This window comes from Variovorax sp. JS1663, from assembly GCF_002157355.1.
GTDB lineage: Bacteria > Pseudomonadota > Gammaproteobacteria > Burkholderiales > Burkholderiaceae_C > Variovorax.
On record NZ_LYMK01000009.1, the window covers coordinates 95,430 to 121,970 of the forward strand.

General features: G+C 71.5%; 23 protein-coding genes. 9 read left to right on the forward strand and 14 right to left on the reverse strand.

Annotated features, from left to right (window positions below; genetic code table 11):
* Positions 1–29: 29 nt before the first annotated feature.
* From A8M77_RS10220 to A8M77_RS10230, 3 genes are all read right to left on the reverse strand, one after another.
* Entirely contained in the window at positions 30–1,736 is a 1,707-nt protein-coding gene (locus tag A8M77_RS10220) for a long-chain-fatty-acid--CoA ligase (protein ID WP_086921449.1), read from the reverse strand.
* A gap of 40 nt (positions 1,737–1,776) precedes the next feature.
* Positions 1,777–2,580, reverse strand: a complete 804-nt coding sequence (locus tag A8M77_RS10225; RefSeq protein ID WP_086921450.1) for an esterase/lipase family protein — start codon at positions 2,578–2,580, stop codon at positions 1,777–1,779.
* 185 nt (positions 2,581–2,765) lie between these two features.
* Positions 2,766–3,824: an AraC family transcriptional regulator gene (locus tag A8M77_RS10230; protein ID WP_202820618.1), complete on the reverse strand. Its 1,059-nt coding sequence runs from the start codon at positions 3,822–3,824 to the stop codon at positions 2,766–2,768.
* A gap of 201 nt (positions 3,825–4,025) precedes the next feature.
* Here A8M77_RS10230 and A8M77_RS10235 point away from each other — a divergent pair, with 201 nt between their 5' ends.
* Positions 4,026–4,940, forward strand: a complete 915-nt coding sequence (locus A8M77_RS10235) for an alpha/beta fold hydrolase (RefSeq protein ID WP_086921451.1) — start codon at positions 4,026–4,028, stop codon at positions 4,938–4,940.
* Between the two features lie 7 nt (positions 4,941–4,947).
* Here the strand turns inward: A8M77_RS10235 and A8M77_RS10240 are convergent, their stop codons facing one another.
* Both A8M77_RS10240 and A8M77_RS10245 read right to left on the reverse strand, forming a co-directional pair.
* Positions 4,948–5,925: an AraC family transcriptional regulator gene (locus A8M77_RS10240; RefSeq protein ID WP_202820619.1), complete on the reverse strand. Its 978-nt coding sequence runs from the start codon at positions 5,923–5,925 to the stop codon at positions 4,948–4,950.
* Positions 5,922–6,449, reverse strand: coding sequence for an OsmC family protein (locus A8M77_RS10245; protein WP_086921453.1), 528 nt, complete (start codon positions 6,447–6,449; stop codon positions 5,922–5,924). The genes A8M77_RS10240 and A8M77_RS10245 overlap by 4 nt, the downstream gene beginning before the upstream one ends.
* Before the next feature lie 212 nt (positions 6,450–6,661).
* Between A8M77_RS10245 and A8M77_RS10250 the strand changes: the two genes are divergently transcribed.
* The 3 genes from A8M77_RS10250 to A8M77_RS10260 are packed head-to-tail and all read left to right on the forward strand — an operon-like array spanning position 6,662 to position 9,144.
* Positions 6,662–7,477 (forward strand): class I SAM-dependent methyltransferase, encoded by an 816-nt coding sequence (locus tag A8M77_RS10250; RefSeq protein ID WP_086921454.1) that lies wholly within the window; start codon positions 6,662–6,664, stop codon positions 7,475–7,477.
* An 11-nt stretch (positions 7,478–7,488) separates the two neighbouring features.
* Positions 7,489–8,316, forward strand: a complete 828-nt coding sequence (locus tag A8M77_RS10255; protein WP_086921455.1) for a class I SAM-dependent methyltransferase — start codon at positions 7,489–7,491, stop codon at positions 8,314–8,316.
* 30 nt (positions 8,317–8,346) lie between these two features.
* Positions 8,347–9,144 (forward strand): class I SAM-dependent methyltransferase, encoded by a 798-nt coding sequence (locus A8M77_RS10260; RefSeq protein ID WP_086921456.1) that lies wholly within the window; start codon positions 8,347–8,349, stop codon positions 9,142–9,144.
* 32 nt (positions 9,145–9,176) lie between these two features.
* On the opposite strand, the gene A8M77_RS10265 is transcribed toward A8M77_RS10260, so the two are convergent.
* Positions 9,177–9,851 carry a type 1 glutamine amidotransferase domain-containing protein gene (locus A8M77_RS10265; RefSeq protein WP_202820620.1) on the reverse strand — a complete coding sequence of 225 codons (675 nt, stop codon included), beginning with the start codon at positions 9,849–9,851 and terminating at the stop codon, positions 9,177–9,179.
* A 234-nt stretch (positions 9,852–10,085) separates the two neighbouring features.
* Here A8M77_RS10265 and A8M77_RS10270 point away from each other — a divergent pair, with 234 nt between their 5' ends.
* Together A8M77_RS10270 and A8M77_RS10275 are read left to right on the forward strand one after the other, a co-directional pair.
* On the forward strand, positions 10,086–11,759 hold the full coding sequence (locus tag A8M77_RS10270; RefSeq protein WP_086921458.1) for an FAD-dependent oxidoreductase: 1,674 nt from the start codon (positions 10,086–10,088) through the stop codon (positions 11,757–11,759).
* 11 nt (positions 11,760–11,770) lie between these two features.
* Positions 11,771–12,418: a response regulator transcription factor gene (locus tag A8M77_RS10275; RefSeq protein ID WP_086921459.1), complete on the forward strand. Its 648-nt coding sequence runs from the start codon at positions 11,771–11,773 to the stop codon at positions 12,416–12,418.
* A gap of 9 nt (positions 12,419–12,427) precedes the next feature.
* On the opposite strand, the gene A8M77_RS10280 is transcribed toward A8M77_RS10275, so the two are convergent.
* The 3 genes from A8M77_RS10280 to A8M77_RS10290 are packed head-to-tail and all read right to left on the reverse strand — an operon-like array spanning position 12,428 to position 15,684.
* Entirely contained in the window at positions 12,428–13,042 is a 615-nt protein-coding gene (locus A8M77_RS10280) for an Isoquinoline 1-oxidoreductase subunit (RefSeq protein ID WP_143694575.1), read from the reverse strand.
* Entirely contained in the window at positions 13,039–15,213 is a 2,175-nt protein-coding gene (locus tag A8M77_RS10285) for a xanthine dehydrogenase family protein molybdopterin-binding subunit (RefSeq protein WP_086921460.1), read from the reverse strand. The genes A8M77_RS10280 and A8M77_RS10285 overlap by 4 nt, the downstream gene beginning before the upstream one ends.
* A 3-nt stretch (positions 15,214–15,216) precedes the next feature.
* Positions 15,217–15,684: a (2Fe-2S)-binding protein gene (locus tag A8M77_RS10290; RefSeq protein ID WP_086921461.1), complete on the reverse strand. Its 468-nt coding sequence runs from the start codon at positions 15,682–15,684 to the stop codon at positions 15,217–15,219.
* 292 nt (positions 15,685–15,976) lie between these two features.
* Between A8M77_RS10290 and A8M77_RS10295 the strand changes: the two genes are divergently transcribed.
* Entirely contained in the window at positions 15,977–17,356 is a 1,380-nt protein-coding gene (locus A8M77_RS10295; protein WP_086921462.1) for an aldehyde dehydrogenase family protein, read from the forward strand.
* 54 nt (positions 17,357–17,410) lie between these two features.
* Entirely contained in the window at positions 17,411–18,421 is a 1,011-nt protein-coding gene (locus A8M77_RS10300; RefSeq protein WP_086921463.1) for a tripartite tricarboxylate transporter substrate-binding protein, read from the forward strand.
* A gap of 49 nt (positions 18,422–18,470) precedes the next feature.
* Here A8M77_RS10300 and A8M77_RS10305 read toward each other — a convergent pair whose 3' ends face one another.
* The 4 genes from A8M77_RS10305 to A8M77_RS10320 all read right to left on the reverse strand — a co-directional run bounded on the left by A8M77_RS10305 (position 18,471) and on the right by A8M77_RS10320 (position 24,171).
* Positions 18,471–21,338 carry an ATP-binding protein gene (locus A8M77_RS10305; RefSeq protein WP_158100908.1) on the reverse strand — a complete coding sequence of 956 codons (2,868 nt, stop codon included), beginning with the start codon at positions 21,336–21,338 and terminating at the stop codon, positions 18,471–18,473.
* 145 nt (positions 21,339–21,483) lie between these two features.
* Complete coding sequence (locus A8M77_RS10310; RefSeq protein WP_158100909.1) at positions 21,484–22,458, reverse strand: tripartite tricarboxylate transporter substrate-binding protein; 975 nt, start codon at positions 22,456–22,458, stop codon at positions 21,484–21,486.
* Positions 22,459–22,471: 13 nt separating this feature from the next.
* On the reverse strand, positions 22,472–23,101 hold the full coding sequence (locus A8M77_RS10315) for an aldolase/citrate lyase family protein (protein ID WP_086921466.1): 630 nt from the start codon (positions 23,099–23,101) through the stop codon (positions 22,472–22,474).
* Positions 23,102–23,106: 5 nt separating this feature from the next.
* Positions 23,107–24,171 (reverse strand): TauD/TfdA family dioxygenase, encoded by a 1,065-nt coding sequence (locus A8M77_RS10320; RefSeq protein ID WP_158100910.1) that lies wholly within the window; start codon positions 24,169–24,171, stop codon positions 23,107–23,109.
* A gap of 99 nt (positions 24,172–24,270) precedes the next feature.
* On the opposite strand from A8M77_RS10320, the gene A8M77_RS10325 reads away from it, so the two are divergent.
* A complete protein-coding gene (locus A8M77_RS10325) occupies positions 24,271–25,179 on the forward strand; it encodes a LysR substrate-binding domain-containing protein (RefSeq protein WP_143694576.1) in 909 nt (302 codons plus the stop codon).
* Positions 25,180–25,191: 12 nt separating this feature from the next.
* Here A8M77_RS10325 and A8M77_RS10330 read toward each other — a convergent pair whose 3' ends face one another.
* On the reverse strand, positions 25,192–26,490 hold the full coding sequence (locus A8M77_RS10330) for an NAD(P)/FAD-dependent oxidoreductase (protein ID WP_086921533.1): 1,299 nt from the start codon (positions 26,488–26,490) through the stop codon (positions 25,192–25,194).
* Positions 26,491–26,541: the final 51 nt, after the last annotated feature.

Below are 26,541 nucleotides of genomic sequence, written 5' to 3' on the forward strand. Positions count from 1 at the left end.
TGGAAAAGAATGGAGGAAAGGTGGCGGGCTCAGGCCTGCGCGGCGGCGCGCTTGCGCGCCTCCTCGTCGACCAGGTCCTTCTTCGACAGCTTGCCCACCGCCGTCTTCGGCAGCTCGGCACGGATCTCCAGTGCCTGCACCATCTCGTGCTTGCCCAGCCGGTCCTTGAGGAAGGCCTGCAGCGCCTCCAGCGTGAAGGCCTCGGCCCCGGGCTTGAGCGTGAGGAAGGCCTTGGGCGACTGGCCGCGGTACGCATCGGGGATGCCGATCACGCACACCTCGGCTACCGCGGGATGCTGGTAGATGGCCTCCTCCAGCACGCGGGGGTACACGTTGTAGCCGCTGCACAGCAGCATGTCCTTGCAGCGGTCGACGATGAAGATGAAGCCGTCCTCGTCCATGTAGCCCACGTCGCCCGTGCGGAAGAAGCCGTCGAAAGTGGTGCTCTCCGCGGTGGCCTCGGGCTTCTTCCAGTAGCCCCGCATCACGTTCGGCCCCCGGATGCACATCTCGCCCTTCTCGCCCAGCGGCAGGTAGCGGTCCGGGTTCTCCAGGTCGAGCATCCGGATGGTGACGCCGGGATGCGGGATGCCGCACGAACCCTGCTTGCGCTTGCCGTATGCCAGCGAGAAGGTGCCGGTGGGCGAGGTCTCGGTCATGCCCCAGCCCTCGGCCAGCCAGGTGCCGGTCACGGCCTTGAAGCGCTCGGCGATCTCCAGCGGCAGCGGCGCGCCGCCCGAGTTGCACAGCTTGAGCGAACGCAGGTCGTATTGGGGCGCCTCCGGGTCGCAGACGACGGCGGCGAACATGGTGGGCACGCCGCAGAAGACGGTGAGCTTCTTTTCCGAGATGTCGCGCAGCGCGGCCTTGGGGTCGAAGCGCACGTGCTGCACGATCTCGGCGGCCAGGCGCACGCCCAGCAGCAGGTTGACCGTCAGCGCATAGATGTGGAAGGGCGGCAGCACGGCGAGCAGGCGCTCCTGCCCCATCGTCAGCACGGGCGGCGTGCCGAACTGCGTGATCACCACCTGCTCGCAGGCCGAGGAGAGGTTGGCATGCGTGAGCATCGCGCCCTTGGGCAAGCCGGTCGTGCCGCCCGTGTACTGCAGCACCGCGAGAGCCTCCCGCGGGTCGCCGATCGGATGGCGCACGTACTGCCCGTCGTTGTCGAGCAGTTCGGCGAAGCGCACATGGTCGCCGCCGGACGGAACGTCGACGGTTTCCTGCCTGGCCTTCATCTGCGCGGCCACCGCATCGGGTGCACCGGTCATCTCGGCCACAGTGCCGACGACGAGCTTCTTCAGGCGTGTCTTGCCGAGCATGGCAGCCATCTGCGGATACAGGCTCGCCACGTCGAGGGTGATCAGCACGTCGGTCTGGCTGTCTTCGATCTTGTGCTCGAGCACCTTGGCGGCATCGAGCGGCGAGTAGTTGACCACCGTGCCGCCCGCCTGGAGCACGCCGAAGACGGCGATCAGGTAATGCGGCGTGTTGGGCAGGAACAGGCCGACGTGCACGCCCGGCCCGACGCCCAGTGCCTGCAGGCCCTTGGCCGCGCGGTCGGCCAGGTCGCCCAGCTCGCGGTAGGTCAGGCGCTTGCCCATGAAATCGATGGCCGGCCGGTCGGGGAAGCGGGCGACGGCATCGCCCAGGATCTGCTGCACCGGCGCGGGTTGGATCTCGGCGTCCCAACTCACGCCCTCGGGATAGGAAGCCAGCCACGGCATTTCGTTCATGGTCGTTGTCTCCGTCAAGTTGTCGATCGCAGGCGCGTGCTCAGGCGGCCGCGCGCAGTTCGGTGTCGCGATAGGGATCGGGATAGACCAGGCCGCGCAGGCCGTTGCGCTCGAAGGGGCGCCATTCGCCCTCGGGCTGGGCCAGCCGGTCGGCGATGGCGTACAGCACCACCGGGTTGTGGCCGAGCCCGCAGTGGCTGCCCTCGACCTCGATGTTCTCGGCCGCGCGGCCCGGGCGCTCCAGGCAGCCCTGCCAGGCGACGATGCCGTCGCTGCGGCTGAAGATGGCGGTCGCCGGCACCGGCGGCGGCTCCTTCATGCGTTCGCGGTCCGCCCAGTCCTCGACGCTGCGGCCGCTGACGGCCTCGTACAGCTGCCAGGCGTTGCTGGCGCGCGGCGCGCCGGCGAAGGGGCTGCCCAGCGTGATCACGCCTCGCACCTGCGAGGGCGCGCGCCGCGCCATCTCGCGGGCGAAGATGCCGCCCAGGCTCCAGCCGATCAGGCTGACCGTGCGCCCGTAGCGCGCATGCAGCTCGGCCAGCCGTTCCTGCATGCGCTCCTCGACACCGGGGCGCGGGCCGAAGTTGGGGCCCAGCTTCCAGCCATGCGCGCGATAGCCGCGGTCGCGCAGGAAAGCGCGCAGCGGCCGCGTCGAGGCATCGCTGGCCGACAATCCCGGCAGCACCAGCACAGGGTGGCTATCACCGCGTGGTGCGCTGCGCAGCAGCGGCGCCATTGCGAAGAAGGCCGACAGCTCGGCGATGGCGCGGGCCTCGAGCAGCAGGAGCTCGCGCGACGGCGGGGCGGACCCGTCCCGTGGCGGCGCATTGCGCGATGCATTCATGTTGTCTCCATGCGGGCCTCGTATCGGCCACCCACGGGTGGCCGATACGGGCGTCTTCTTGGTTGATGTGTGACACCGAAGCGGCATCTTTGCGTGCCGCGGAAGACAGGAACAGGTGCGATCAGACCGCCCTGCGGGTGATTTGGGGACGGGCTGTCACCTCGGCGTCTGGCCTCGGCGTCCGGTCAGGGCGCCGCGAGCGCCCCGGCGCCGCGGTGCGACCGGTAGTCGTGCGGGCTCCTGCCGGTCCAGCGCGCAAAGGCGTGCCGGAAGTTGGCCGCGTCGCTGTAGCCGAGGCGGCTGGCGATCTCCTCGGTGGTCATGCGCGTCTTGCGCAGGTACTCGATCGCCAGGGCGCGGCGCACGCCCGCGAGGATGTCGCGGTAGGTCGTGCCCTCCACCTCCAGCCGGCGGCGCAGCGTGCGCGGATGCAGCGCCAGTTCGCCGGCCATGGACTCGATGGTCGGGAAGCGCCAGGGCATGTGCTCGACCAGCGTGCGCCGCACGGCCGAGGCGATGCCGCCGGACTGATTCAACTCCTGAAGGAACTGCCGGCATGCGTCGCAGGCCATGGCGTGGGTGATCGGATCCTGCATGCGCGGCGCGCAGTGGCCCCACGCGGGATCCCAGCGCAGCTCGTTGGCGGGCTGGTCGAACTCCACCGGGCAGCGGAACAGCGTGCGGTACGCGTCCGCATGCGCGGGCGCGGGGCAGGCTGCGCGCACGCCGGTGAAGCCGAAGGCCTCGCCGTACAGGTCGCGCGCGAGGGTCAGGTGCGCCGCATAGGTGAACTCCAGCGCGAAGCGGTAGAGCGGGTCGCGCGGGTCGGGCGACAGCAGCACTTCGAAGCTGCAGCGGCCCGGCTCGCGGGCGTGGTCGTAGGCCATGTCGGCCATCGGCCCGATGACGCGGCGGTACTTGACGGAGAACTCGAGCAGCGACGCGTAGGTGCGGCTGCTCAGCAGCGCGTAGCCCCACATGCCGTAGGCGGTCAGGTGCATCCGCGCGCCAGCGCGCAGCGCCACCGTCGGATCGCGCGCGCGCTCGAGCGCGTTGCCGAACACGGTGGCGACCTGGGCGTAGGAGACGCGCGTCTCCGGCACGCGCAGCGCGGCCTCGTCGAGGCCGCTGCCGGCCAGCGCCTGCCCGGGCGGGATGCCGTCCTCGGCCAGCGCGGCGACGACGGCCGCGATGCGTTGTGGCGTGTAGACGCGCGGCTCGAAGTCGGGTGGCGGGCGGTACACGATGTATGGCTCTGTGTTCCGACGCCGCAGCGTGCGGCACCGAAAGTGGGCGCGAGGATAGCGAAGGCCGATACGCCCCAGAACCGGGCTTTCCCGATATCGGCGAATTGTCCCGAAGTCACCGCCGCATGGCCGGAAAGAACCTTCCTGCGGCACCTGCGCTGCGGAAAGATCGCCTTTTTACTTCTGCAGCAGGCCACCATGCACCGCGATCCACCGCCCACCCTGTTCGCCAGAAGCAACGGCATCGAGCTGGCCTACGACAGCTTCGGCGACCCCGACGCGCAGCCCCTGCTGCTGATCATGGGCCTGGGCACGCAGATGATCGCGTGGGACGAGGCCTTCTGCGAGCAGCTCGCCGCGCGCGGCTACCGCGTGATCCGCTTCGACAACCGCGACATCGGCCAGTCGACCCGGCTCACCGCCGCCGGCATTCCCGACATCGGCGCGCTGCTGGCCCAGGCACTGGCCGGCGTGGCGACGGACCCGGCGCGCGTGCCCTACACGCTGACCGACATGGCCGACGACGCGGTCGGCCTGCTGGATGCGCTGGGCATCGCCAGCGCGCACATCGTCGGCGCCTCGATGGGCGGCGCGATCGCGCAGGAGATCGCATTGCGTCATCCGCGGCGCGTGCGCACGCTGGTCTCGATCATGGCCACCAGCGGCGGGTCCGGGCTGCCGCCGCCGCGGCCTGAGGCGCTGCAGGTGTTGATGACGCCGGCGCCGACCGACCGCGACGGCTACATCGCGCGCCAGCAGCAGGTGATGAAGATCCTGCGTGCCGGCGACGACCCCGAAGAAGAAGCGCTGGACGCCGCGCGTGCGCAGCGTGCCTTCGAGCGCGGGCTGAACCCGCCGGGCTATGCGCGCCAGCTGGCGGCGATCATCGCCTCGGGCAGCCGGCGGGAGCGGCTGTCGCTGCTGCGCACGCCCACGCTGGTGATCCACGGCGATGCCGATCCGCTGGTGCCGATCGAATGCGGCATGGACGTCGCGCGCAGCGTGCCCGGTGCGCGGATGGTGACCATCCCGAACATGGGCCACGCGCTGCCGAAGCAGACCTGGGCGCCGGTGATCGACGCGATCGCCGACCACGCCGTCTGGACCGACTGAGTCCTTCTCAGTGCACCGCCGGCTGTGCCGCGCGGCTGCGCCGCCACGCCGCAGGCGGGCAGCCGTACTCGCGCCGGAAGGCACGGCTGAACGCGGTGTCGGTCTGGTAGCCCACATCCTCGGCGATGCGCGCCAGCGGCGCATTGCTGCGGCTGAGCAGGTTGGCCGCGAGCAGCATGCGCCACTGCGTCAGGTACTGCATGGGCGCGCTGCCCACCAGCTGCTGGAAGCGCTCGGCCAGCACCGAGCGCGAGGTGCCGGCGGTGCGCGCCAGCTCTTCCAGGGTCCAGGCCTGGGCCGGGTTGCCGTGCAGCGCGGTGAGCGCGCTGCCGACGATGCGGTCGCCCATGCCGGCGAGCCAGCCGGTGCGGCCTTCGCCCTGCTCGTTCATGTACAGGCGCAGCACCTCGATGAACAGCAGCTCGGCCAGCTTGGCCAGCACGCCCGCGCCGCCGGGGCGCGGCGAGCGCGCCTCGGCCAGGGCATAGCGCACCGAGCTCTCCAGCCAGATGCCTGCATCCGAGCCGCGCACGTTCACGCGCACCAGCCGCGGCAGCCCCGTGAGAAGCATGCGCGCCAGCCTTGTGTCGCAGGCCAGGTAGCCGCAGACCAGCCGCGTGGTCACGCCGCCGCCGCCATAGGCCAGCATGCGCGGACGGCGCGACAGCACCTGGTCGAGCCGCGCGCCGGTGGCCGGCGGCAGGCCGGGCTCGGAGGTCATGCGGTGGGCATCGCCGTGCGGGAACACGATCGCGTCGCCGGCCACCAGGCGCACCGCGGGCTGGCCGGCCATCTCGACGAAGCACTCGCCATGGGTGATCAGGTGGAAGATGACCACCCGCTCGGCGCCGGGCTCCAGGAAGGGCGCGGCCACCTCGGCGGGCGGCGACTGGTAGCACCAGGGCGCGCTGAAGCGGCCGTGGATGAAGATGGCCCCCACCAGGCGCACCACGCGAAGGATCTCGGACAGGGCGTCCATGCTCATGAGAGTTCGATCTGCAACGCGAGCGGGGTGGGGTGCTGCGTCGCATTCGGAATGGGCGAGCGCTGCACGGCCGCCTCCACCAGCGCGCGCAGGCGCTCGGGCGCCACGCCCTCGGCCGCGATGCGCACCTGCAGCTGCATGTCGCGCGGGCCGGCATAGACGGTCTGCCCGTCCGCCTCCGGCAGCCCGACCAGGCCGCGCGTGTCGGAGCGGCTGCCCACCGAGGCCTCCAGCAGGTCCAGCGCAATGCCCTCGCTCGCCGCCGCCATGGCGATGGAGGTGGTCGCGCAGGCCGCGACGCCGGCGCGGAACATCCACCCGGGCGTGACCTTGTCGCCGGTGCCGCCGAGCTCGCAGGGCATGTCGGTCAGCATGCGGGTGCCGTTGGCATGGCTGGATTCGACGCGCACGCCGCCCTGCCAGCGGGCGGTGGCGGGCGCGTCGTCGTGGAGGCCCTGGTCGGGTCGGCGCTGCAGCACCGTCTCGACGCGCTGCAGGGCGGCAGCGATGTCTTGCATGCTCATCGTTGGCTCTCCGGGGTGACCCATTGTCGGAGCCTCGCCGCGCCGGGCCAACTAGGCCGAACAGCCGATGCCATCACGCGGACGATCGGGCAAACCGCGGCGACGCAGGGGCAGGACGCGCGGGGGCCCGGCGTGTTCCAGTCCGTCTCAGGCCCGGCGCCCTCGTGTCGACCGGCCTTCCGAGTCCATCCCATCCCCAGGAGCCTTTCACCATGAATGTCCCCACCACCGACCTGAACGCCCTCAAGACCCGCCAGCAGGCGGCCTGGTCCAGCGGCGACTACGCCATCATCGGCACCACCCTCCAGATCGTCGGCGAGCAGCTGGCCGAGGCCTGCGACCTGCGCTGCGACGAGGCGGTGCTCGACGTGGCCGCCGGCAACGGCAATGCCACGCTGGCGGCGGCGCGCCGCGGCTGCAAGGTCACCTCCACCGACTACGTGGCCGCCCTGCTGGACCGCGGCGCCGAGCGTGCCAAGGCCGAGCGCCTGGACGTGAAGTTCCAGGTCGCCGACGTCGAGGCCCTGCCCTTCGGCGATGCGGGCTTCGACGCGGTGCTCTCCACCTTCGGCGTGATGTTCGCGCCCGACCATGCGAAATCGGCCGCCGAGATGCTGCGCGTCGTTCGACCGGGCGGGCGCATCGGCATGGCCAACTGGACGCCCGAGGGCTTCATCGGCCAGCTCTTCAAGACCCTGGGCCGCCACGTGCCGCCGCCCGCGGGCGTGCAGCCGCCCTCGCTGTGGGGCACCGAGGCGCACCTGCGCTCGCTGTTCGGCGATGCGGCCGAGGTGCGCGCGACGCCGCGCATCTTCAACTTCCGCTACCGCTCGGCCGCGCATTTCATCGAGATCTTCCGCACCTGGTACGGGCCGGTGCTCAAGGCCTTCGCCAGCCTGCCGCCGGAGAAGGCCACGGTGCTGGAACAGGACCTGGGCGAGCTGCTGAACAAGCTGAACCGCGCCGGCCCGGATTCGCTGGTGGTGCCCAGCGAGTACCTCGAGATCGTCGTCACCCGCCGCCGCTGAAAGAGCCGGCCATGGAGCCGCGCCTGCAACGCAGGATCCAGCGCTATGGCTGGGACCTGGCGGCCTCCGACTACGAGCCGCTGTGGCAGGCGCAGCTGGCCCCCGCACACGAGGCCGTGCTGGCCCGTGCGGCGCTTCGTCCTGGCGAGCAGGTGCTCGACGTGGCCTGCGGCACCGGGCTGGTGTCGCAGGCGGCGGCCGAGGCGGTCGGCCCGGCGGGGCAGGTGCTGGGCACCGACCTGTCGCAGCGCATGGTCGAGGCGGCGCGCGCGCGTGCCGCGCGGCGCGGCCTCGCGCAACTGCGCTTCATGCGCATGGATGCCGAGCAGCTCGCCCTGCCCGAGGCCGGCTTCGACGTCGCGCTGTGCGCGCTCGGCCTCATGTACGTGCCCGATCCGGAAAAAGCCCTGCGCGAGCTGCGGCGCGTGCTGCGCCCGGGCGGCCGGCTGGCGCTGGCGGTGTGGGGCGAGCGCGCGCGCTGCGGCTGGGCCGCCCTGTTCCCGATCATCGATGCCGAGGTGCGCAGCGAGGTCTGCCCGCTGTTCTTCCGGCTCGGGCAGCAGGACACGCTGGCCCGGCTGTGCGCCGAGGCAGGCTTCGCGCGGGTCGAGCAGCAGCGCATCGCCACCACCCTCTGCTATGCCGATGGCGACGCGGCCTGCGGCGCCGCCTTCGTCGGCGGGCCGGTCGCGATGGCCTGGTCGCGCTTCGACGACGGGGTCCGGGCCCGGGTGCAGGCACGCTACCGCGAGGCGATCTCCGACTGGCGGCAAGGGCAGGGCTATCGCATTCCGGGGGAATTCGTGATCATCTCCGCCGTGGTGCCGCCCCTCCGCTGAAGGGAGCGCGCGCCGCGGAGGAGGAGCGCCATGACACAACGCACCGACACGTGGAGCGCCGGCGATCTCTACGAACCCTATGTCGGCCGCTGGAGCCGCCGGGTCGCGGTCCGCTTCATCGACTGGCTGGGCCTCGCGACGGGGCTGAGCTGGCTGGACGTCGGCTGCGGCACCGGCGCGCTCACGCAGACCCTGCTGGCGCGGGCGCGGCCGGCCTCGGTGCTCGGCATCGACGCCTCGGCCGGCTTCATCGCCCATGCGCGGGCCCACACGGCGGATGCGCGGGCCTCCTTTCTGGTCGGCGATGCGCAGGGCCTGCCGCTGGAACCCTCGCCCTTCGACGCGGCGGTCGCGGGCCTGCTGCTGAACTTCCTGCCCGATCCCGCGCGCACCATGGCGGGCATGGTGCGCGCAGTGCAGCCCGGCGGCACGGTGGCGGCCTATGTATGGGACTACGCCGAAGGCATGGCGTTGATGCGGCACTTCTGGGACGTGGCCGTCGCGCTGGACCCTGCCGCGGCCCGCTTCGACGAGGGACGGCGCGAATCCGTCTGCGCGCCGCAGCCGCTGCAGGCTCTGTTCGCGTCGGCAGGGCTCGATCGCGTAAAGGTCGACCCGATCGACATCGAGACACCCTTCCGCGACTTCGACGACTACTGGACACCCTTCCTCGGCGGCCAGGGCTCGGCGCCGGGCTATGCGGTGTCGCTCGCGGAGCCGGACCGCGCCCGGCTGCGCGAGCGCCTGCGGCTCGCCCTGCCGACGCAGCCCGACGGCCGCATCGTGCTCCAGGCACGGGCCTGGGCGGTGCGCGGGCAGGTGCACTGAACGCCGGCGCCGGCCGCGGCTCAGGCCCCGGCTCAGGCCCCGGCCTTCTCCAGCGCCGCGACGATCTCCTTCGCAAGCGGTCCGCCGGACGCCGGGTTCTGGCCGGTCATGAGGCGCCCGTCGACCACCACCTTCGGCTGCCACTGACCGGCGGATTCGAAGAGCGCCCCTTCCTCGACCAGGGCCTGCTCCAGCATGAACGGGACATCGGCCTTGGCGTAGCCCTCCTCTTCCGCGTTCGAGAAGGAGGTCAGGCGGCGCCCCCGGACGAAGGGCGTGCCGTCGTCCAGCCTCGCGCCGAAGAAGGCGACCGGCCCATGGCACACGGCCGAGACGATCTTGCCGCCGTTCCAGGCGCGCACCACCGCCTTCTTGACCTCGGCATCGGTCGCGATGTCGGCCATCGGACCCAGGCCGCCCGGGAAAAAGATGGCGTCGTAGTCGAGCACGTCCACTTCCGAGAGCTTGCGGCTGCGGGACATGCGGCGGTACGCGCTGCTTTCCTTGAACGCCTTCTGGGCCGGGTCCTTCTCGTCGTAGGCGTCCTCGGGCGGCTTGCCTCCCAGCGGCGAGGCAAACTCGACGGCAACGCCTGCATGGTCGAACACCTCGAAGGGATGCGCGATCTCGGCAAAGAAGAAGCCGGTCGGACGGTCCTTCGGGCCGATCCGCGCGGTGTTGGTGGCGATGAACAGCACATGTTTCATGACTTGCTCCTCGGGCGGGCGATGGTGGACGCGAGCGACCACCATATCCGCCGGCGTCGGCATGCGGGGGGTGCGCACGGTTAAGCGTGGTTGCGCGTGGTGAAGCGCGACCGGCCGGCCGCCGGGCCGCCCGGCCATTTACCGCATTTAACTGTCGTGGCCGGCCAATGCCGCTAAGGTGTGGTCGGCGCCGGCCGGACCCGGCCGACGCGGTACTGGCTGACGGAGCCCTGCATGAGCAACCCACGTGCTGACCTGATCGCGGCCGAACGCCGCCGGCAGATGTTTCCCCCGCCGCTGCCGCCGCAAGACATCGAGCGCATGGCGCGCTTCTCGGAGCGCCGCCACTACGAGCCGGGCGAATTCCTCAAGGTGGCCGGCCGACCGTCGCCGGGACTCTTCGTCCTGCTGTCGGGCCACGTGGTGGTGAACCAGCGCACCGGGCTGGGCACGCTCATCCGCCTGGTCGAGCACCGGGCGGGCGAGTTCATGGGCGAGGTCGGGCAGCTGGGCAACGCCGCCTCGCTGACCGATGCGGAGGTGATGGAGGCGGTGGACGCCCTGCTCATCCCGACGGACCGGCTGCGCGCGCTGATCATCGGCGAGGCCGAACTGGGCGAACGCATCATGCGCGCGCTGATCCTGCGGCGCATGCTGCTCATCGAGGCCGGCGTGAGCGGCCCGGTGGTGGTGGGCGCCCCGGCCTCACCCCGGGTGCAGCGCCTGCTGGCCTTCCTGCGCCGCAACGCGCAGCCGCACCAGGTGATGGCGCCCTGCGACTGCGAGGCCACCTGTGCCCTGATGGAGCAGTACGGCGCCCTGCAGGACGACGCGCTGGTCATCTTCCCCGACGGCGCCGTGCTGCGCAACCCGAGCGAGCCGCAGCTGGCCTGCCTGATCGGAATGGTCGACACGCGCGAGCGCGACGAGGTGTTCGACGCGCTGATCATCGGCGCCGGGCCGGCGGGGCTGGCGGCGGCGGTCTATGCGGCGTCGGAAGGCCTGAAGGTCGCCGTCATCGACAGCCGCCACTTCGGCGGCCAGGCGGGCGCCAGCACCCGCATCGAGAACTACCTGGGCTTCCCGACGGGCATCACCGGCGAGGCGCTGACGGGCCGGGCCTGGGTGCAGGCGCAGAAGTTCGGCGCGGAAGTGATGATCCCGGTGGAAGCGAAGCTGCTGGACTGCTCGCGCGCCGACCCTTCCGGTGCGCTGCGCGTGCAGCTGGGGGACGGCCGCTGGCTGTGCTCGCGCGCCATCGTCATTGCCAGCGGAGCGCGCTACCGCCGGCCCGACCTGCCCGGATTGGCGGACATGGAGGGCCGCGGCGTCTGGTACTGGGCCTCGGCGACCGAGGCGGCCCTGTGCGCGAACTCGGAGGTGGTCCTGGTCGGCGGCGGCAACTCGGCCGGGCAGGCGGCCGTGTACCTGGCGCAGCACGCGGAACGCGTCTACATGCTGGTGCGCGGCCCCGGCCTGTCGGCCACCATGTCGCGCTACCTGATCGACCGCATTGGCAACACGGCCAACATCGAGGTGCTGGCCCACACCGAGCTGCACGAGCTGCGCGCGGACGCGACGGGCTCCCTGGCGAGCGCGCGGTGGCGCGACCGGCGCGACGGGCATCTCTGGGATTGCGACATCCGCAACCTGTTCCTCTTCATCGGCGCGGACCCGGAAACCGACTGGCTCGAGGGCTGCGGCGTCGACCTGGATGCGCATGGCTTCGTCCTGGCAGGCGCAGACGCCGCCGGGCCGGGCCGGGCCATCCCCCGCGCGCTGGAGACCAGCGTGCCCGGCGTGTTCGCGGTCGGCGACGTGCGCTCCGGCTCCGTCAAGCGCGTGGGCGGCGCCATCGGCGAGGGCGCCGCGGTGGTCGCGATGCTGCATCAGTACCTGGGCGCATGAGGAGGACGACGATGCCGGTCCGCAGTCCCATCCATGTCGACATCGTCCACGAGGATGCCGTCGTCGGCGCCGGCATCGCCGCCATCCTGAACGGTTGCGACGGCATCGCCGCGGCCGTGGCCGGCACGCGCGAAGCCGGCGCGGGTGAGGCGTGCGACACCGACGTCGTGATCGCCGACCATGCCACCGCCATGGAGATGGCGGGCCGATTCGCGTGCGCCCCGGCCGGCCGACAGCGCCGGCCCGGCATCCTGGTCCTGACGCACCTGGACCGCGAATGGGACGTGCGCATCGCGATGGAAGCCGGGGTGCACGGCTATCTGCTGCAGCGCTGCAAGCCGGCCCAGCTGGTCGACGCGGTGCGCACCGTCCACGCCGGCGCGCGCTACGTGTCGGGCGAGCTCGCCCTGAAGCTGGCCGACTGCCTGATGCGGGACGCGCTGACCGTGCGCGAGATGGAAGTCCTCCGCGCAATGGCCACGGGCGCCACCAACCGGCGCATCTCGATCGCGCTCGGCATCGCGGATGCGACGGTCAAGGCGCACGTGCGGGCGATCCTCAGCAAGGTGGGGGCAGGGGCGCGAACGGAGGCGGTGGCGATCGCGGTCCGGCGCGGACTCGCCTCGACGAATGCGCCCTCGACGCCGGCAGGACTCTGAAGAGCACCGTCAGGTGGGGCAGGCTGCCCCGGTCTTGATCCAGGCATCGATCAGCGCACCGAACTCCGCCTGCGTCCCCGGCGCCGGCTCGCGGTGGGCGCCCGGCATCCAGCCCCAGCCGACCAGCGGGTCGTGCGTCATGTGCTCATGGATCTGCGCCAGCGTCCGGTTGCCGTTGCGCTTCGGGTCCTTGATCTGCTCGCAGATGCCGCCGAGCGACACGCCCACCCACCCCATCTCCCGCGGCGCCAGGTGCCACAAGGCGTGGCCGGGCACGCCGGAGGCCTGGTTGTTCGTGGCCTGGTGACAGCTGTTGCAGCGCAAGGCGGGAGCGCCCATCCCGTCCTTGCCGCGGGTGACGTTGGGCACGTGCAGGCGCAGCTCGGTGCCCTGCCCCTGGAAGGGCCGGTCGCCGCTCGGGTGGCAGTTGAGGCAGCGCGGGCTCTGGATCACCCTCCCGGCCTCGACGAACAACGCGCGCGAGCGCTCCTGGGTGTTGGCGATCGCATCGAAGCTCTGGACGCTGCGCAGCGGCACGACGTTCTGGGCCGAGGCACCCGAGGCGCACAGCACCATCGCGACGATGGACAGCCCGCGCCGGTCGATCTGCGTGAGGACGCTCATGCCATCAACTCCTTCACGGGAACGGGATAGTTGCGGAAACGCTTGCCGGTCGCGGCATGCAGCGCATTGATGTACGCCGGGATCACGATGGCGCAGCCGATCTCGCCGACGCCGCCCGGGTCGTTGCCGCTCCTGACGAGGCTGACGTCGATCGCGGGGGTCTGGTCGATGCGCAGCAGCTGGTAGTTGTGGAAGTTGCTCTGCTGCACCTGCCCCTTGTCGATGGTCACGGTGCCGTACATGGCGGCGGTGAGTCCGAAGATGTGCCCGCCTTCCATCTGCGCGACCACGGTGTCGGGATTGATGACCACGCCGCAATCGATGGCGGAGGTCATGCGCTGCACCTCCACGGTGCCGTCCTCGGCCACCCGCAGCTGGACGACGAGCGCGATGTGGCTGCCCCAAGCCGAGAGGACGGCAACCCCCATGCCGGTGCGCGGCGGCAGCGACCGGCCCCAGCCGGCCTTGCCGGCCGCGAGTTCGAGCACGGCCTTCGCGCGCGGATTCCTGCCCAGGTGCGCCGCCCGGAAGGCCACCGGATCGGCGCGCGTGGCCACGGCCACTTCGTCCATGAAGCTGTCGATGACCCAGCCGTTGTGCCCGGGCCCGACGCCGCGCCAGAACGCCGTCATGACGCCCGCGGGCGGCTCGATCGGCACGTACTCGACGTACTTGGCGGGAATCGAGAACGGGCCCTCGGCGGCATCGACCGCGTCGGGATCGACGCCGTTCGCCGGAATCCAGGGCGGCGAGAAGCGGGCGATGACCGCGGAGCCCGCCAGCCGGTGGCTGAACCCCGTGACGGTGCCCGATGCATCCAGCGTGGCCGCGAGCTCGTCGCAGTAGAGCGGCCGGAAGCTGCCGTGCCGGATGTCCTCCTCGCGGCTGTAGATGACCTTCAACGGGAACGGCACCTGCTTCGCGATCTTCGCGGCCTGCTCGACGTACTCCGCATCCAGGCGCCGGCCGAAGCCGCCGCCGATGAGGAAGTTATGCACCCGCACGTTCTCCACCGGGATGCCCGTCGCGCGCTGGATGGCCTGCTGGACCTTGACCGGGGACTGGGTGCCGAGCCACACGTCACACGCGTTGCCGCGCGCATGGATGGTGCAGTTCATCGGCTCCAGCGGCGCATGCAGCATGGTCGGCGCACCGTACTCCGCCTCGATCACGCGCGCCGCGCCGCTGCGCAAGGCCGCGAAGTCGCCTTCGTTGGTGGAGACCAGCCCCTTCTGCTTGAGCGCGCCCCGCACGGAGGACTCCCACGCGGCGGTGGAGAAAGTGGCGTTGGCGCCCTCGTCCCATTCGACCTCCAGCACCGCCAGGCCCTTGCGGGCCGCGCCGTAGTGGTCCGCGATCACCGCCACGATGTCGTCCCCGGCGACCACCTGCCGCACGCCCCGCACGGCCAGTGCCTTGGCGTCGTCGACCTTGCGGACCTTGCCGCCGAGCACCGGGCAGTGCCGGATGGCGGCGACCTTCATGCCCGCCAGCCGCATGTCGATGCCGAAGCGGGCGCTGCCGTCGGTCTTGGCGCGCGCGTCGGTGCGCTTGGCCGGCGTGCCGACCAGCTTGTAGTCCTTGGGGTTCTTCACGGGCACGTCGGTCGGGACCGGCAGCGCGGCGGCGGGGCCGATCAGCGATCCGTAGCTGCGTTCGCGGCCGCTGGCCGTGTGGATGACCTTGCCGCGGCTCGTGCGGCAGTCGCCGGGGCTGACCTTCCAGGCCTGCGCGGCCGCCGCGACCATCATCGCCCGGCAGGTGGCGCCGGCCCCGCGGACGGCCTTCCATGCGCCCTGGATGGAGCACGAAGCGCCGGTCACCTGCAGGCCGAGGATGGGGTTGCCGTAGCGCTTCTCGTCGGCCGGCGCCTGTTCGACGGTCACCGACGACAGGTCGACGTCCATCTCCTCCGCCAGCATCATCGGAATGGCGGTGAAGGAGCCCTGCCCCATCTCGACGAACGGATTCACGAAGGTGACCGCACCGCTCGGCGCGATCCGGACGTAGACGTTGGGCGCAAACTCCCTGGCGCCGCCCTGTGCGAGGGCCTGCTTCGCGGGGAGATGGAATGCGGCCACCAACGCGCCGCCGGCGCCCAGCGTCACGGTGAGAAAGCCGCGCCGCGTGAGCGCGGCGCCGGATGGGGTGTCGTTCTCGTGCGCGGCCATCGCTCAGCTCCTGGCCGGGCCGCCCGCGGCCAGCGCGATGGCCGAGCGGATGCGCGGGTAGGTGCCGCATCGGCACAGGTTGCCGGACATCGCCGCGTCGATGTCCGCGGCGCTCGGCCGCGGCACCTGCCGCAGCAGCGCGCAGGCCGACATGATCTGCCCCGACTGGCAGTAGCCGCACTGCGGCACCTCCTGCTGGAGCCACGCGGCCTGGACCCGGCGGCCGATGGGCGTCTTGATGACCGCCTCGATGGTCGTGATCGACGCGTCGCCCACCGACTCGACGGCCGTCGAGCAGGAGCGGGTCGGATTGCCGTTGACGTGCACCGTGCATGCACCGCACAAGGCCATGCCGCAACCGAACTTGGTGCCGGTCAGGCCGATGACGTCGCGCAGCACCCACAGCAGGGGCGTGTCGCCGTCCACGTCGACCACGTGGGACTGGCCATTGATCCTGAGCTTGTACGACATGGAGCGGGGCCTCCTGGACCGGGTTTGCGCAACTATCGACCGGGGCACGCGGCCTGTCTTCGGCACTTGGAACGTCTCGCTTCACCGCCGTTGAGCCGACCCCGCCCTCATCACAAAGGACTAGCAACTGCTGAGCCGCGGGGCGCACAACAGCGCGACGAATCCGGGCTATCGTCCTGCACGCAAGCGCGGACGCATGCGATGCTGCCCGTGCGAAGCCGAGGGGTTTGCGCATGACGTTCTTCGAAGGCCTGCCGGTGCTGCCCTCGATCTCGTTCGAGGAGGACTGAGCATGATGATCGTCCGGCGCGCGTTCGACCGCTCCAGCATGGCCGAGTTGCCCGAAGACGATGCCGCGTCGCTGGAGCGCAAGCTCGCGGTTGCGGCGCAGCGCCATGCCGATCGGGACCGCTGGCTCCCGCCGCACGAACGGATCGGCATCCTGCGCCGGCTGGTGCCGCTGGTCGAAGGCAAGCGCGTGCACCTGGCCCGGCAGATCTGCCTGGAAGGAGGCAAGCCGCTCATGGACGCGCTGGCGGAGGTGGACCGCGCGGTCGACGGCATCCGCCACGCGGTCGACGTCCTGCGCACCGACGGCGGCCGCGAGATCCCCATGGGCCTGACGGCGGCGAGCGCCGACCGGCGCGCGTTCACGTTCCGCGAGCCGATCGGCGTCGTGGTGGCGATCTCCGCCTTCAACCATCCGCTCAACCTCGTCGTCCACCAGGTGGTCCCGGCCGTGGCCGCCGGCTGCCCCGTCATCGTGAAGCCGGCCCCGGCCACGCCCCTGAGCTGCCTCGATCTGGCGGACCTGCTCGAACAGGCCGGGCTGCCCGAGGGCTGGTGCCAGGTCTTCCTCTCCAGCGACACGGCGCTCGCCCAGGCCCTGGCGACGGACCCGCGCGTGGCCTTCCTGAGCTTCATCGGCTCGGCGCGGGTGGGATGGCACCTGCGCTCGATGCTGCCGCCGGGCACGCGCTGCGCCCTGGAGCACGGCGGCGCCGCACCCTGCCTGATCGACCGCTCGGCCGACCTGGGCCGGCTGCTGGAGCCGCTGACCAAGGGGAGCTACTACCACGCGGGACAGGTGTGCGTCTCGACGCAGAGGATCTTCGTGCACCGGAGCTTGCGCGATGCCTTCCTCGAGCGATTCGCTGCCCGGGTGCTGGCGCTGCGCGCGGGCGATCCGGTGCTGGAGTCGACCGAGTTGGGCCCGCTGATCTCGCCGGAGCAGGTCACGCGCGTCGAGCAGTGGATCGAGGAGGCGGTGGCATCGGGCGCGACGCTGATCGGCGGAGGGCGTCTTTGCGAAACCACGCTGCTGCCCTCCGTGCTCGTCGAGCCATCGCCGAACGCCAAGGTGTCGACGCTCGAAGTGTTCGGGCCCACGACTTGCGTGTATGCCTTCTCCGAACTGGAAGAGGCCATCGCGGCGGCCAACAGCCTGCCCACCGCCTTCCAGGCCAGCATCTTCGGCAACGACCTGCAGGCGGCGCTCCTCGCCGCCGAGCGGCTGGACGCCTCGGCCGTGATGGTGAACGACCACACGGCCTTCCGCACGGACTGGATGCCCTTCGCGGGGCGCCGCGAGTCGGGCCTCGGCATCGGCGGCATTCCCTGGACGATGCAGGACATGAGCAGCCAGAAGATGGTGGTGTTCCGGACGCGATAACCGTGTGCTGTCCCGCCATTTCCGCGGCCGCGTTCTTGCGGCGCGAGCATCACAATGACGCGCTCCCCCGGCGAACTCATGATGAAGATCCACACCATCTGCGCGTTTGTCCTGGCCGTCGCCCTGAGCGCGATCGCCCATCCGGCGCCCGCCCAGGAGGGCGGCTTCCCGAGCCGGCCGATCCGGCTGATCCTGCCCTTCGCACCCGGCGCCGCGGCCGATGCCGTCGCGCGCATCCTGGCCGAGCAGATGTCCGACCGGCTGCACCAGCCGGTGGTCGTCGACAACCGCGCGGGCGCCGGCGGCGCGCTGGGCGCCGAGGCCATCGCGGCCGCCGCGCCCGACGGCTACACCATCGGCATCGCGGCCGTGTCGACACACGTGGTGGGCCCCGGCTGCAATCCGCACCTCAGATACGACCCGGTCCGGAGCTTCACTCCGATCGCGATGGTGGCCGACATGCCCACCATCCTGGTCGGCCGCCCGGGACTGGCGGCGGACTTCGCCGCCTTTCGGGAAGCGGCACGCAACCGGGGTGCCCCCCACAACTACGGCATCCCCGGCAACTGCACGCTCGGGCATCTGGTGTTGGAGCATCTCAACCACGCCCTGGACGGGACACTGGTCGCCGTGCCCTACCGGGGCTCCGCGGCGACCGCCGCCGACATGGTGGCCGGCCGGGTGGACTTCATGAGCGACAGCCCGGCGCTGCTCGGCCCCTACATCGAGGCCGGCCGGATGCAGCCGCTGGCGGTGGCCTGGCCCGCGCGCCTGCCCGGCCTGCCGGACGTGCCGACCTACACCGAACTCGGCCTGCCGGCCCTGAACATCACGATCTGGTACGGCCTGGTCGGGCCGGCCGGCCTGCCGCGCACGGTGCTCGCGAAATACGAGGAGGCTGTCGCCCAGTGCATGGCCGATCCGGCGCTGCGGTCGCGCTTCGAGAAGGCCGGCGTCACGCCGGTGCAGCAGTCGACTCCGCAGGCCTTCGACGCCTTCCTGCGCGAACGCTACCGCCGCGAGTCGCAGTTCATCCGCGAGCGGCGGATGTCCAGCAGCAATTGAAATCAGAGCCTGAGAGTTTTCTTGGCATGGGCCAAAGACTCTCGGGCTCTCAGGCGGCTCGCGAGACGCGCAGGCGTGACGCGAGCTGGCTGGCCCGGACCATGTCGGCAGTAGCGAAGCCCTCGCTGAACTGCAGGATCACCGGATCGAGCAGCTGCGCGGCCTCCTCTTGCCGGCCGAGCTCGACGCACAGCTCGGCGAGGCTGGTCGCCGAGCGCAGGGTCCAGGCAAGCGCACCCTGGCGCCGGGCCATGTCCATCGCCTGCCGATGGCACTGTTCGGCCTCGCCGAGGGCCGCGCTGCCGCCCGTTGCGCGCAGAAGCTCGCCCTTCAGGCGCAAGGCCTCGGGCAGGTACCAGCGTTCACCGGTATGTCCGCACCATGCGAGCGCCTCGTCGACGACGGCATGCGCCTGCGGGCGCCGGCCGGCCAGCATCCATCCCCGCGCCAGGGCGCACAGGTAGAAGGAGCGTCGCAGCAGGAAGCCCGTGGCCTCCAGGCGGCCCTGCGCATCGGCCATCCGGTCCGCACCTTCTGCGTCGCCGCGCTCGGCCATCAGCATGCCTTCCAGGAAGTCGGCGCGCGAGCGCCAGACCTCCAGGGCATTGCGCTCCAGGTGCTCCCGCAGCTGGCGCAGATGGCGCCCGGCCGCGGCGAGATCGCCCATGCAGAAGGCGATCGGCAAGGCGGTGTTGCCCAACGCGCTGCAGAGGGACAGTGGATGGTGCGACTCGCGAGCGTCCTCCAGCGCCAGGGCGGCCATGCCTTCGGCCTGCTCGGCATGCCCCTGCAGCCACAGCACGTTCGCCAGGGTGCCCCGCGCCGCGCCGCGCTGGTCGAACTGGAAGCGCAGGATGTGCGACTGCCGTGCCGGCCCCGCGTAGCGCGGCAGGGCCTGCTCGAGGCGCTGCCGCGCGCTGGGGTGGCGGCCGAAGTAGTGCAGCACGGTGGCGATCAGCCGCTCGGCGCTGAGCTGGTCGACGCTGTCGCCGTGGCGCCGCGCCACGGTCCGCAACCGGCGCAGGTAGCCGAGCGCCGCGCGGTAGTTGCCGGCGAAGACCAGGTACACCGGCAGTGCCCACAGCATCCGCAACTGGTAGCGGACGTCGCCGGCGCCGTCGGCGATGGCCAGCGCTTCCTTCAGCAGAACTTCGGCCTTCGGCTGCGGGCCCTGGGTGTAGAGCAGTGCCGGCCCGAGGGCCGCGCACAGCTTCATGCGGCCCGTCGCTTCCAGCGGAGGGCCCTGCCGCTCGGAGGCCAGGGCCCGCTCGACGTTCAAGCGGCACTCGTCGAGCAGGGAGAGCTGGGTCCACAGCGGAATGGCCGCGATCGTGAGCTGGATGCCGAGTTCGACCCGGCCCTCGACCGAAAAGGCCCAGGCCAGCGCGCTGCGGACGTCGTCGATGTGCCGTCCATGGTCATCGGCCCAGTCGGCGCTGCGCCGCCGGTCGGATTCGAGCTCCGCACCGGCGAGCACGTCCAGCAGGTGCTGTGCGTGGCGCCGGCGCAGGTCGGTCAGCTCGCCGCTTTCGGAGAGCTTCTGCGCCGCGTAGGCGCGCATGGTGTCCAGCAGCCGGTAGCGGACGGCGGCGCCGCTCACGTCGGCAGAGACGAGTGACTTGGCGACCAGGCCTTCGAGGGCGAGCGCCATGTCGGCATCGCCGCCGGCCACCGCCTCGGCCGAGGCCAGGGTGAAGGTGCCGGCGAAGACCGAGAGCCGGCGCAGCACCGTGCGCTCGCCTTCCTGCAGCAGCTCGTGGCTCCAGTCGAGCGCCGCGGCCAGGCTGCGGTGCCGGGAGGAGGCGCCGCGCCGGTCCAGCGCGAGGAGACGGAAGCGGTTGTCCAGCAGGGCCGACAGCTCCCGGAGCGTGAACGCATCGGCCCGCGTGGCGGTCAGCTCGATGGCCAGCGGGATGCCTTCGAGCTTCCTGCAGATGTCGGCCACCAGCGGGGCCTCGGCGTCCGACATGCTGAAGCTCTCCAGGCAGGCCGAGGCGCGCTCGACGAAAAGCTCCACCGCCGGGAAGGCCAGTGCATCGCTGGCCGTCAGGCCATCCGATGGCGGCGGAGCGCCCAGCGCCGCGAGGCGGTGCACCGTCTCCGCGCGCGCGCGCAGCGGCTCGCGGGTGGTCGTGAGCACCAGGACGCCGGGCGCCGCGGCCAGGATCTGCTCGATCCATGCGGCGGTGGCGTGCAGCACGTGCTCGCAGCTGTCCAGCACGATCAGCATGCGGCGGTCGCGCAGCGCGCCGAGGAGGATGGGCAGCGCGTCCCGGGAATGGATCGCCACGCCGAGCGCCTTGGCGATGGCCACGGGCACGAAGCGCGCGTCGAGCAGGGGCGCGAGGTCGACGAAGTGCGCGCCGTGCTCGCAGGTCGCGCTCAGGGCCTCTGCCACCGCGACGGCAACGGTGGTCTTGCCGATGCCGCCCGGCCCCACGATGGACACGAAGCGTCGCTGCGGCAGCATGGCGGCCAGGGCCGACACGACCTCGCCGCGGCCGAACACGCGGGCCGCCCCATAGGGCAGGTTGCATTCGCCCGGTGCCAGCCCGTGCGCGCCGCTCTCGCCTGCATCCATGCGCAGGACCGGCGCCACGAAACGGTAGCCGCGCCCCGGGATGTTGACCACGTAGCGCTGGCCCCCCCGGCCGTCGCCCAGCGCGCGCCGCAGGGCCGCCACGGTGACCTTGAGGTTGCTCTCCTCGACGACCGTGCGCGGCCAGGCGCGCGCCATCAGCTCCTTCTTGGGCACCAGCTCGCCGGGACGCTCGACCAGCGCGTTCAAAATCTCCAGCGCCCGGCTGCCCACGCGCACCGGTGCGCTGCCCTCCAGCAGCAACTGCTGCGCAGGCAGGAGGCGAAAGGGGCCGAACAGGTAGGCCTGTTCGACAGGACCGCTCGACGGCTCGGCCATGTCCGCTGCATCCCCGGGGAGTGGTGATTCACACAGGCCGCCGATGATGCCATGCGGGGGCCGGCGGAGCGAGCGCGAATCGCGGCCCGCGCACGCCGAAGCGAACCTCCAGGGCAGGCGGACGCCGGCGCCTCCGCCCATGCCCTCAGTTGGCCGACATCTTGCGCTCGCGGATGAACTGCGATTCCTTGCGGAAGCGTTCGCCCAGGTAAGCGCCGAACTGCCGCGACGACGAGTTCTGCACCGCCACCATGCCCACCTTCTCGAAGCGCGCCTGCAGCGCCGGGTCCGCCATGCCCTGGGCGACGGCGGCCTCGTACTTCGCGAGCACCGCGCCCGGCAGGCCGGCCGGCCCGACCAGGCCGTACCAGATCGTGATGTTCAAGGCCGGCAGGCCCAGTTCGGCGTAGGTCGGCACGTCTTTCAGGCCCGGCAGACGCGTCGGCCAGGCCACGGCGAGCGGCTTCATCCTGCCCGCGTCGATGTAGGGCCTGAGCAGTGCCGCGCTGTCGCTCATGAAGTCCAGCGTGCCGGCCACCAGGTCGGTCGCGGCCGGGGCCGAGCCGCGGTAGGGCACGTGCACCAGGTGGCCGCCCAGTTCCTGGTTGATGTGCTCCAGCACCACGTGGCCGAGCGAGCAGTTGCCGGGCGTGCCGTAGTTGCTCGCATCGCCACGCTTGCGCGCGGCATCGCGGAAAGCATTGAAATCGGCGGCGAGCCCCGGCCGGCCGACCAGGATGTTGGGCATGTCGGCCACCATCGCGATGGGCGTGAAGCTCCTGACCGGGTCGTACCTGAGGTTCGGGTTGCAGGACGGGTTGACCACGTGCGTCGACACCGAGGCGACGCCGATGGTGTAGCCGTCGGGCGCCGCGGCGGCGACGGCCTCGGCGCCGACCGCGCCACCGGCGCCCGCCCTGTTGTCGACGATCACGGGCTGCCGCAGCTTGTGCGAGAGCTGGTCCGCCACGATGCGCGCCACGATGTCTGCAGGGCCGCCGGGCGCGAAGGGCACGATCATCTTGATCGGCTTGGTCGGAAAGTCGCGTTCCTGCGCCAGCGCGGGGCATGCGGCGATGCACAGCGCCATCGCCAGGGCGCTCCATGTCTTGATCTTCATCTTCATGTCTCCATCAATTCGAACGAGGGGCCGCCGCGCTGCCGGGAACGGCGAACTCGGCCAGCAGGTGCGAGAGCACGTCGAAGTGCGCTGGCCATGGGGTGCCACGCCATGCAGGCAGCATGTAGCTGCCGGCCGTGAGGCCGAGCGCGCGCGCCTCGCCGGCCCGGTCGAGCACCTCGCGCGGCAGCTGGTCGGCGTCGCGCCAGCGGGCGATGCCCATCTCCCTGCACAGGTCGACCAGGCCGAAATGCACGCCGCCGACACCCTCCACGCGCGCGATCTGCGGCACCTCGCGCATCAGGCTGAGCGATTCGATCATCGCGACGATGCGCGCCGATGGCGCCTGCGCGCGCAGGCCCCGGGCCAGCGCTTCCACCTCGACCGCGTCGGCGCAGCCCGGCACGAGGAAGCGACCCACGCCGTGCCTGGCGAGTTGGCGCATCAGGGGCAGTTGGTCGGCCGGCACCCGGGCCACCAGTTCCGCGCCCCGCGCCTGCACGAAGCCGATGGCCCAGCCGATGGTGTCGTCGGACAGCAGGCCGCCTTCCAGGTCGAGCTGGAAGGTCTTCCAGCCCCGGCCCATCAGCTGGTCGATGAGCTTCGGCGCCCAGGCGACCGGGTTGATCCATTGCTCGGGCATGGCGCTCAGTGGTTGCTGGTCGAATACCTGGCCAGGCCCACCGGCCGGCCGGCCTGCGGGTCGATGCCCTGGCGGCCATGCGCGTTCTCGTAGACCAGCATCTCCTTCTTCATCGGGCGCGAGGGAAAGTCCTGCAGCCACAGGCGGTAGAGCATCCGGCCCTGGGCCGGGTCGGGATGGTTCTCGAAGGAGGTGCGGGCATGCAGCAGCTCGTAGTTGTTCATCCACAGAATGTCGCCGGGCTCGAGCTGGAACTCCGCCCGCACCTCGGGCCGGTTGGCCACCTCGTCGAAGAAGTCCAGCGCCTCGAGCTCGCGCTCCGTCAGCGGCACCTGCAGGTCGCGCTTGGCGACCTCGATGATCTCGCGCACGTAGCGGCAGCTGACCAGGCCCTGCACCTCGGAGAAAACGGGCACGTCGTAGGGCGTGATCTCGTCGGCACCCGGAGCCGCCTCGCCGCGGCGGTGGTAGGGGAAGCCGCGCACCAGGACTTCCAGCAGGTCGGGCCGCTCGCGCCGGATGATCGAATGGATCCGGAGGGCGCTGGCCAGCGCGCTCTCGCCGCCCGAGACGGCCTTGCGCACGCACAGGAGCGCGATGATCTCGGCCGAATCGGTGTGCAGCTCCAGCTGCCGGTCGCTGGTGTAGCCGCGCGCGCTCTTGCGGTCGCGCACCGCGACGTGGCCCAGCACGTCGCCGCCGGAGCTCTGCGACACGGCATTGCCGAAATGCATGCCCAGGCCGAAGTAGATGATCTCGAGGTCGGCATCGCTGTAGGGGCCGACCGGCAGGCCCTGCATCAGCACCGCGCCGTCGCCGCCGCGCAGGCGCTGCAGGGTCTGGGCGAGCTCGGCGTCGAGTGCGGGGGTGGAGAAGTCCTCGCGCGTGACCTGGTCGAAGCGGCGGCCCTGGGCCTTGACGCGCGCCAGGCATCCGGCGATGTCGCGCAGCGCTGCTTCACTGAGCCGCTGGCCGAAGCGCTCGCGGCTGAAGTCGGCGGCGCCCCAGCCGTCCGGGTGCTTTTTCTGCGACCATCCGATCGAGGAATTCTTCTCCAGCAACAACGTCATCTGCATCTCCTGAGTGGGTTGAGTTCGTTGCAGGCATTGGACGAATTCGCCTCGAAGTCGGTCAATCCATCCTTTTTCACACCCCCATTCCTGCCGGAAATGAAGGTCTCGAACAAGCGCCGCCTGCCGCCGATCGCGAACATCGAGGCCTTCCTGAGCGTGATGCGGCTGCGCAGCATCACGGCGGCGTCGGAGGATCTGTTCCTCACGCAGGGCGCGGTGAGCAAGCAGGTGCAGGAACTCGAGAAGTTCGTGGGCTCGCGCCTGTTCAACCGCAGTCCGCAGGGCCTGCAGCCCACCGCCTTCGGGCAGGCCTTGTACGAGCGGCTGTCGCCGCTGGTCGGCGCGCTGGCGGACGCCTTCGTCGAAGCGCGCGCGCAGACGCGCAGCATGCTCAACATCTCGGTGCCGCCAAGCTTCGGCATGGAGATCCTGGCGCCGCACCTGGGCGCGTTTCTCGAGGCCCATCCCTCGCACCAGGTCAACCTGATCACGCGGGTGGGCGATGTGGACCTGGACGCAGAAGGCCTCGATGCGGCCGTGATCTCCGGCACCAGCCGCTCGAATGCCTACGCCTCGGAGCGGCTGTTCACGCCGGCGCTCTATCCCTACGTCGCGCCGTCGCTGCTGGCGGCGGGCGCCCCGCCCGGGCCCGAGACGCTCATGCAATGCAAGCTGATCGGCGTCGCCAACATGGCCGATGCCTGGCCCGCGTACTTCGCCTCGCTCGGGCTGGCCTTCTCGCCCGAGCGGGTGGCGAGCATCCATTCGCTGCTGAGCACCAGCGCGCAGGCCGTGATCAGCGGCTACGGCGTCGCGCTGCTGCCCAAGTACGTGGCCGACCAGCACGTGCGGGCCGGCACCATCGTGCGCGTCAGCGAGCAGCCCTACATGGGGACGAAGCCCTACCACCTGCTCGCGCGCAGGCAGGTGGCCACGAGCGAGGACTTCCGGCAGTTCCACGACTGGCTGGTCGGGCTGCTCGAAGGCATGGGCTACGCGCCCTGACGGCCTTCGCTTTCAACCCGAGAGCTTGTCGAGCAGGCTGTACCACGCCACGCCCGCCGCCACGTAGAAGCGCTGCAGGCCGTGCAGCGGAATGGGCTGGATCGGCGTGATCGGGAACGCACAGGGCTGGGCGCGATCGCCGCAGAGCAGTGCCGCCAGGTCACGGCCCATGGCGGTGGCCAGCGCGATGCCCCGGCCGTTGTAGCCCAGGGCCATCGTGATGCCGGGCGCGGGCTGGTGCAGGTGCGGCATGAAGTCGCGCGTCACCGCGATCCGGCCGGCCCATCGGTAGTCGAAGCGGGTGCCGCGCAGCTGTGGGAACAGCAGCTCGACCGCGCGCTCCAGGTGCGCGAAGTCGGCCGCACCGCGCGGGTCGGCGAAGTGGCCGCGTCCGCCGAGCAGCAGCCGGCCCTGCGCATCCTTGCGGAAGTACAGCAGCAGACGCTGCGAGGTCGCGGCCGCCTCGCCGCCCGGCAGGATGTTCTCGCCCAGCGCGCCCAGCGGCGGCGTCGCGACGATGGCGCTGTTGGCCGCGAGCACGGTCCTCGCCAGGCCCGGCCACAGGCCGTCCGTGTAGCCGTTGGTGGCCAGCACCACCTGTTGCGCATGGACCGCGGCGCCGCCGGCGGTGCGGGCCGTCCAGTGCGCACCCTGGCGGTCGAGCTTCGTCACCGGCGTATCGCCGTGAAGGGCGGCACCCGCCGCCTGCGCCGCGGCCGCGAGCCCGCGCGCGAAGGACAGCGGCTGCAGGGTGCCCGCACGGCCGTCGAGCCAGCCACCCTCGAAGGCGCCGGTGCCGACGCGGGCGGCCGCCGCCGCCTTGTCGAGCAGCTCGACGCGCACGCCGCGCCGCGCCCATTGCGAGGCCCTCGCGTGCATGGCCTCGACGGCGCGTTCGGAGTAGCCGAGCTGGAGCCAGCCCGCCCGCTGCGGATGGCAGTCGATGCGGTGGCGGTCGATGAGGTCGAACACCAGGTCCGCCGAGCGCGACACGGCATCGATCAGCGGCTCGGCGCGCGCGGCGCCGTAGAGGCGCACGAGTTCGTCCGGGTCGTGCTTGAGCGTGGGATTGACCTGCCCGCCGTTGCGGCCCGAGGCACCCCAGCCCGGCTGCCGCGCGTCGAGCACGCAGACCGAGGCGCCGCGCTGCGCCAGGTGCAGGGCGGTGGACAGGCCGGTGTAGCCGGCGCCGATCACCAGCACGTCGGCCTTCACCGACCCTGCCAGCACGGGCGCGTGCGTCCCGGGGATCGCAGTCGCGGCCCACAACGACGGCACGCCTTGCCGCGGCGACGCCGTGTCGGCGCGCAGCCGTGGGCGGATCTGCAGGCCCTCGTCCGTGGGCCCGCCGCCAGCCGGGAT

Coding starts and splice junctions, on each gene's coding strand:
- A8M77_RS10235 (WP_086921451.1), top strand. CDS start 4,026: ATGCACCGCGATCCACCGCCCACCCTGTTCGCCAGAAGCAACGGCATC.
- A8M77_RS10305 (WP_158100908.1), bottom strand. CDS start 21,338: ATGGCCGAGCCGTCGAGCGGTCCTGTCGAACAGGCCTACCTGTTCGGC.
- A8M77_RS10240 (WP_202820619.1), bottom strand. CDS start 5,925: ATGAGCATGGACGCCCTGTCCGAGATCCTTCGCGTGGTGCGCCTGGTG.
- A8M77_RS10220 (WP_086921449.1), bottom strand. CDS start 1,736: ATGAACGAAATGCCGTGGCTGGCTTCCTATCCCGAGGGCGTGAGTTGG.
- A8M77_RS10310 (WP_158100909.1), bottom strand. CDS start 22,458: ATGAAGATCAAGACATGGAGCGCCCTGGCGATGGCGCTGTGCATCGCC.
- A8M77_RS10295 (WP_086921462.1), top strand. CDS start 15,977: ATGATGATCGTCCGGCGCGCGTTCGACCGCTCCAGCATGGCCGAGTTG.
- A8M77_RS10285 (WP_086921460.1), bottom strand. CDS start 15,213: ATGGCCGCGCACGAGAACGACACCCCATCCGGCGCCGCGCTCACGCGG.
- A8M77_RS10300 (WP_086921463.1), top strand. CDS start 17,411: ATGACGCGCTCCCCCGGCGAACTCATGATGAAGATCCACACCATCTGC.
- A8M77_RS10270 (WP_086921458.1), top strand. CDS start 10,086: ATGAGCAACCCACGTGCTGACCTGATCGCGGCCGAACGCCGCCGGCAG.
- A8M77_RS10280 (WP_143694575.1), bottom strand. CDS start 13,042: ATGAGCGTCCTCACGCAGATCGACCGGCGCGGGCTGTCCATCGTCGCG.
- A8M77_RS10245 (WP_086921453.1), bottom strand. CDS start 6,449: ATGAGCATGCAAGACATCGCTGCCGCCCTGCAGCGCGTCGAGACGGTG.
- A8M77_RS10275 (WP_086921459.1), top strand. CDS start 11,771: ATGCCGGTCCGCAGTCCCATCCATGTCGACATCGTCCACGAGGATGCC.
- A8M77_RS10250 (WP_086921454.1), top strand. CDS start 6,662: ATGAATGTCCCCACCACCGACCTGAACGCCCTCAAGACCCGCCAGCAG.
- A8M77_RS10260 (WP_086921456.1), top strand. CDS start 8,347: ATGACACAACGCACCGACACGTGGAGCGCCGGCGATCTCTACGAACCC.
- A8M77_RS10290 (WP_086921461.1), bottom strand. CDS start 15,684: ATGTCGTACAAGCTCAGGATCAATGGCCAGTCCCACGTGGTCGACGTG.
- A8M77_RS10315 (WP_086921466.1), bottom strand. CDS start 23,101: ATGCCCGAGCAATGGATCAACCCGGTCGCCTGGGCGCCGAAGCTCATC.
- A8M77_RS10320 (WP_158100910.1), bottom strand. CDS start 24,171: ATGACGTTGTTGCTGGAGAAGAATTCCTCGATCGGATGGTCGCAGAAA.
- A8M77_RS10255 (WP_086921455.1), top strand. CDS start 7,489: ATGGAGCCGCGCCTGCAACGCAGGATCCAGCGCTATGGCTGGGACCTG.
- A8M77_RS10325 (WP_143694576.1), top strand. CDS start 24,271: ATGAAGGTCTCGAACAAGCGCCGCCTGCCGCCGATCGCGAACATCGAG.
- A8M77_RS10265 (WP_202820620.1), bottom strand. CDS start 9,851: ATGAAACATGTGCTGTTCATCGCCACCAACACCGCGCGGATCGGCCCG.
- A8M77_RS10225 (WP_086921450.1), bottom strand. CDS start 2,580: ATGAATGCATCGCGCAATGCGCCGCCACGGGACGGGTCCGCCCCGCCG.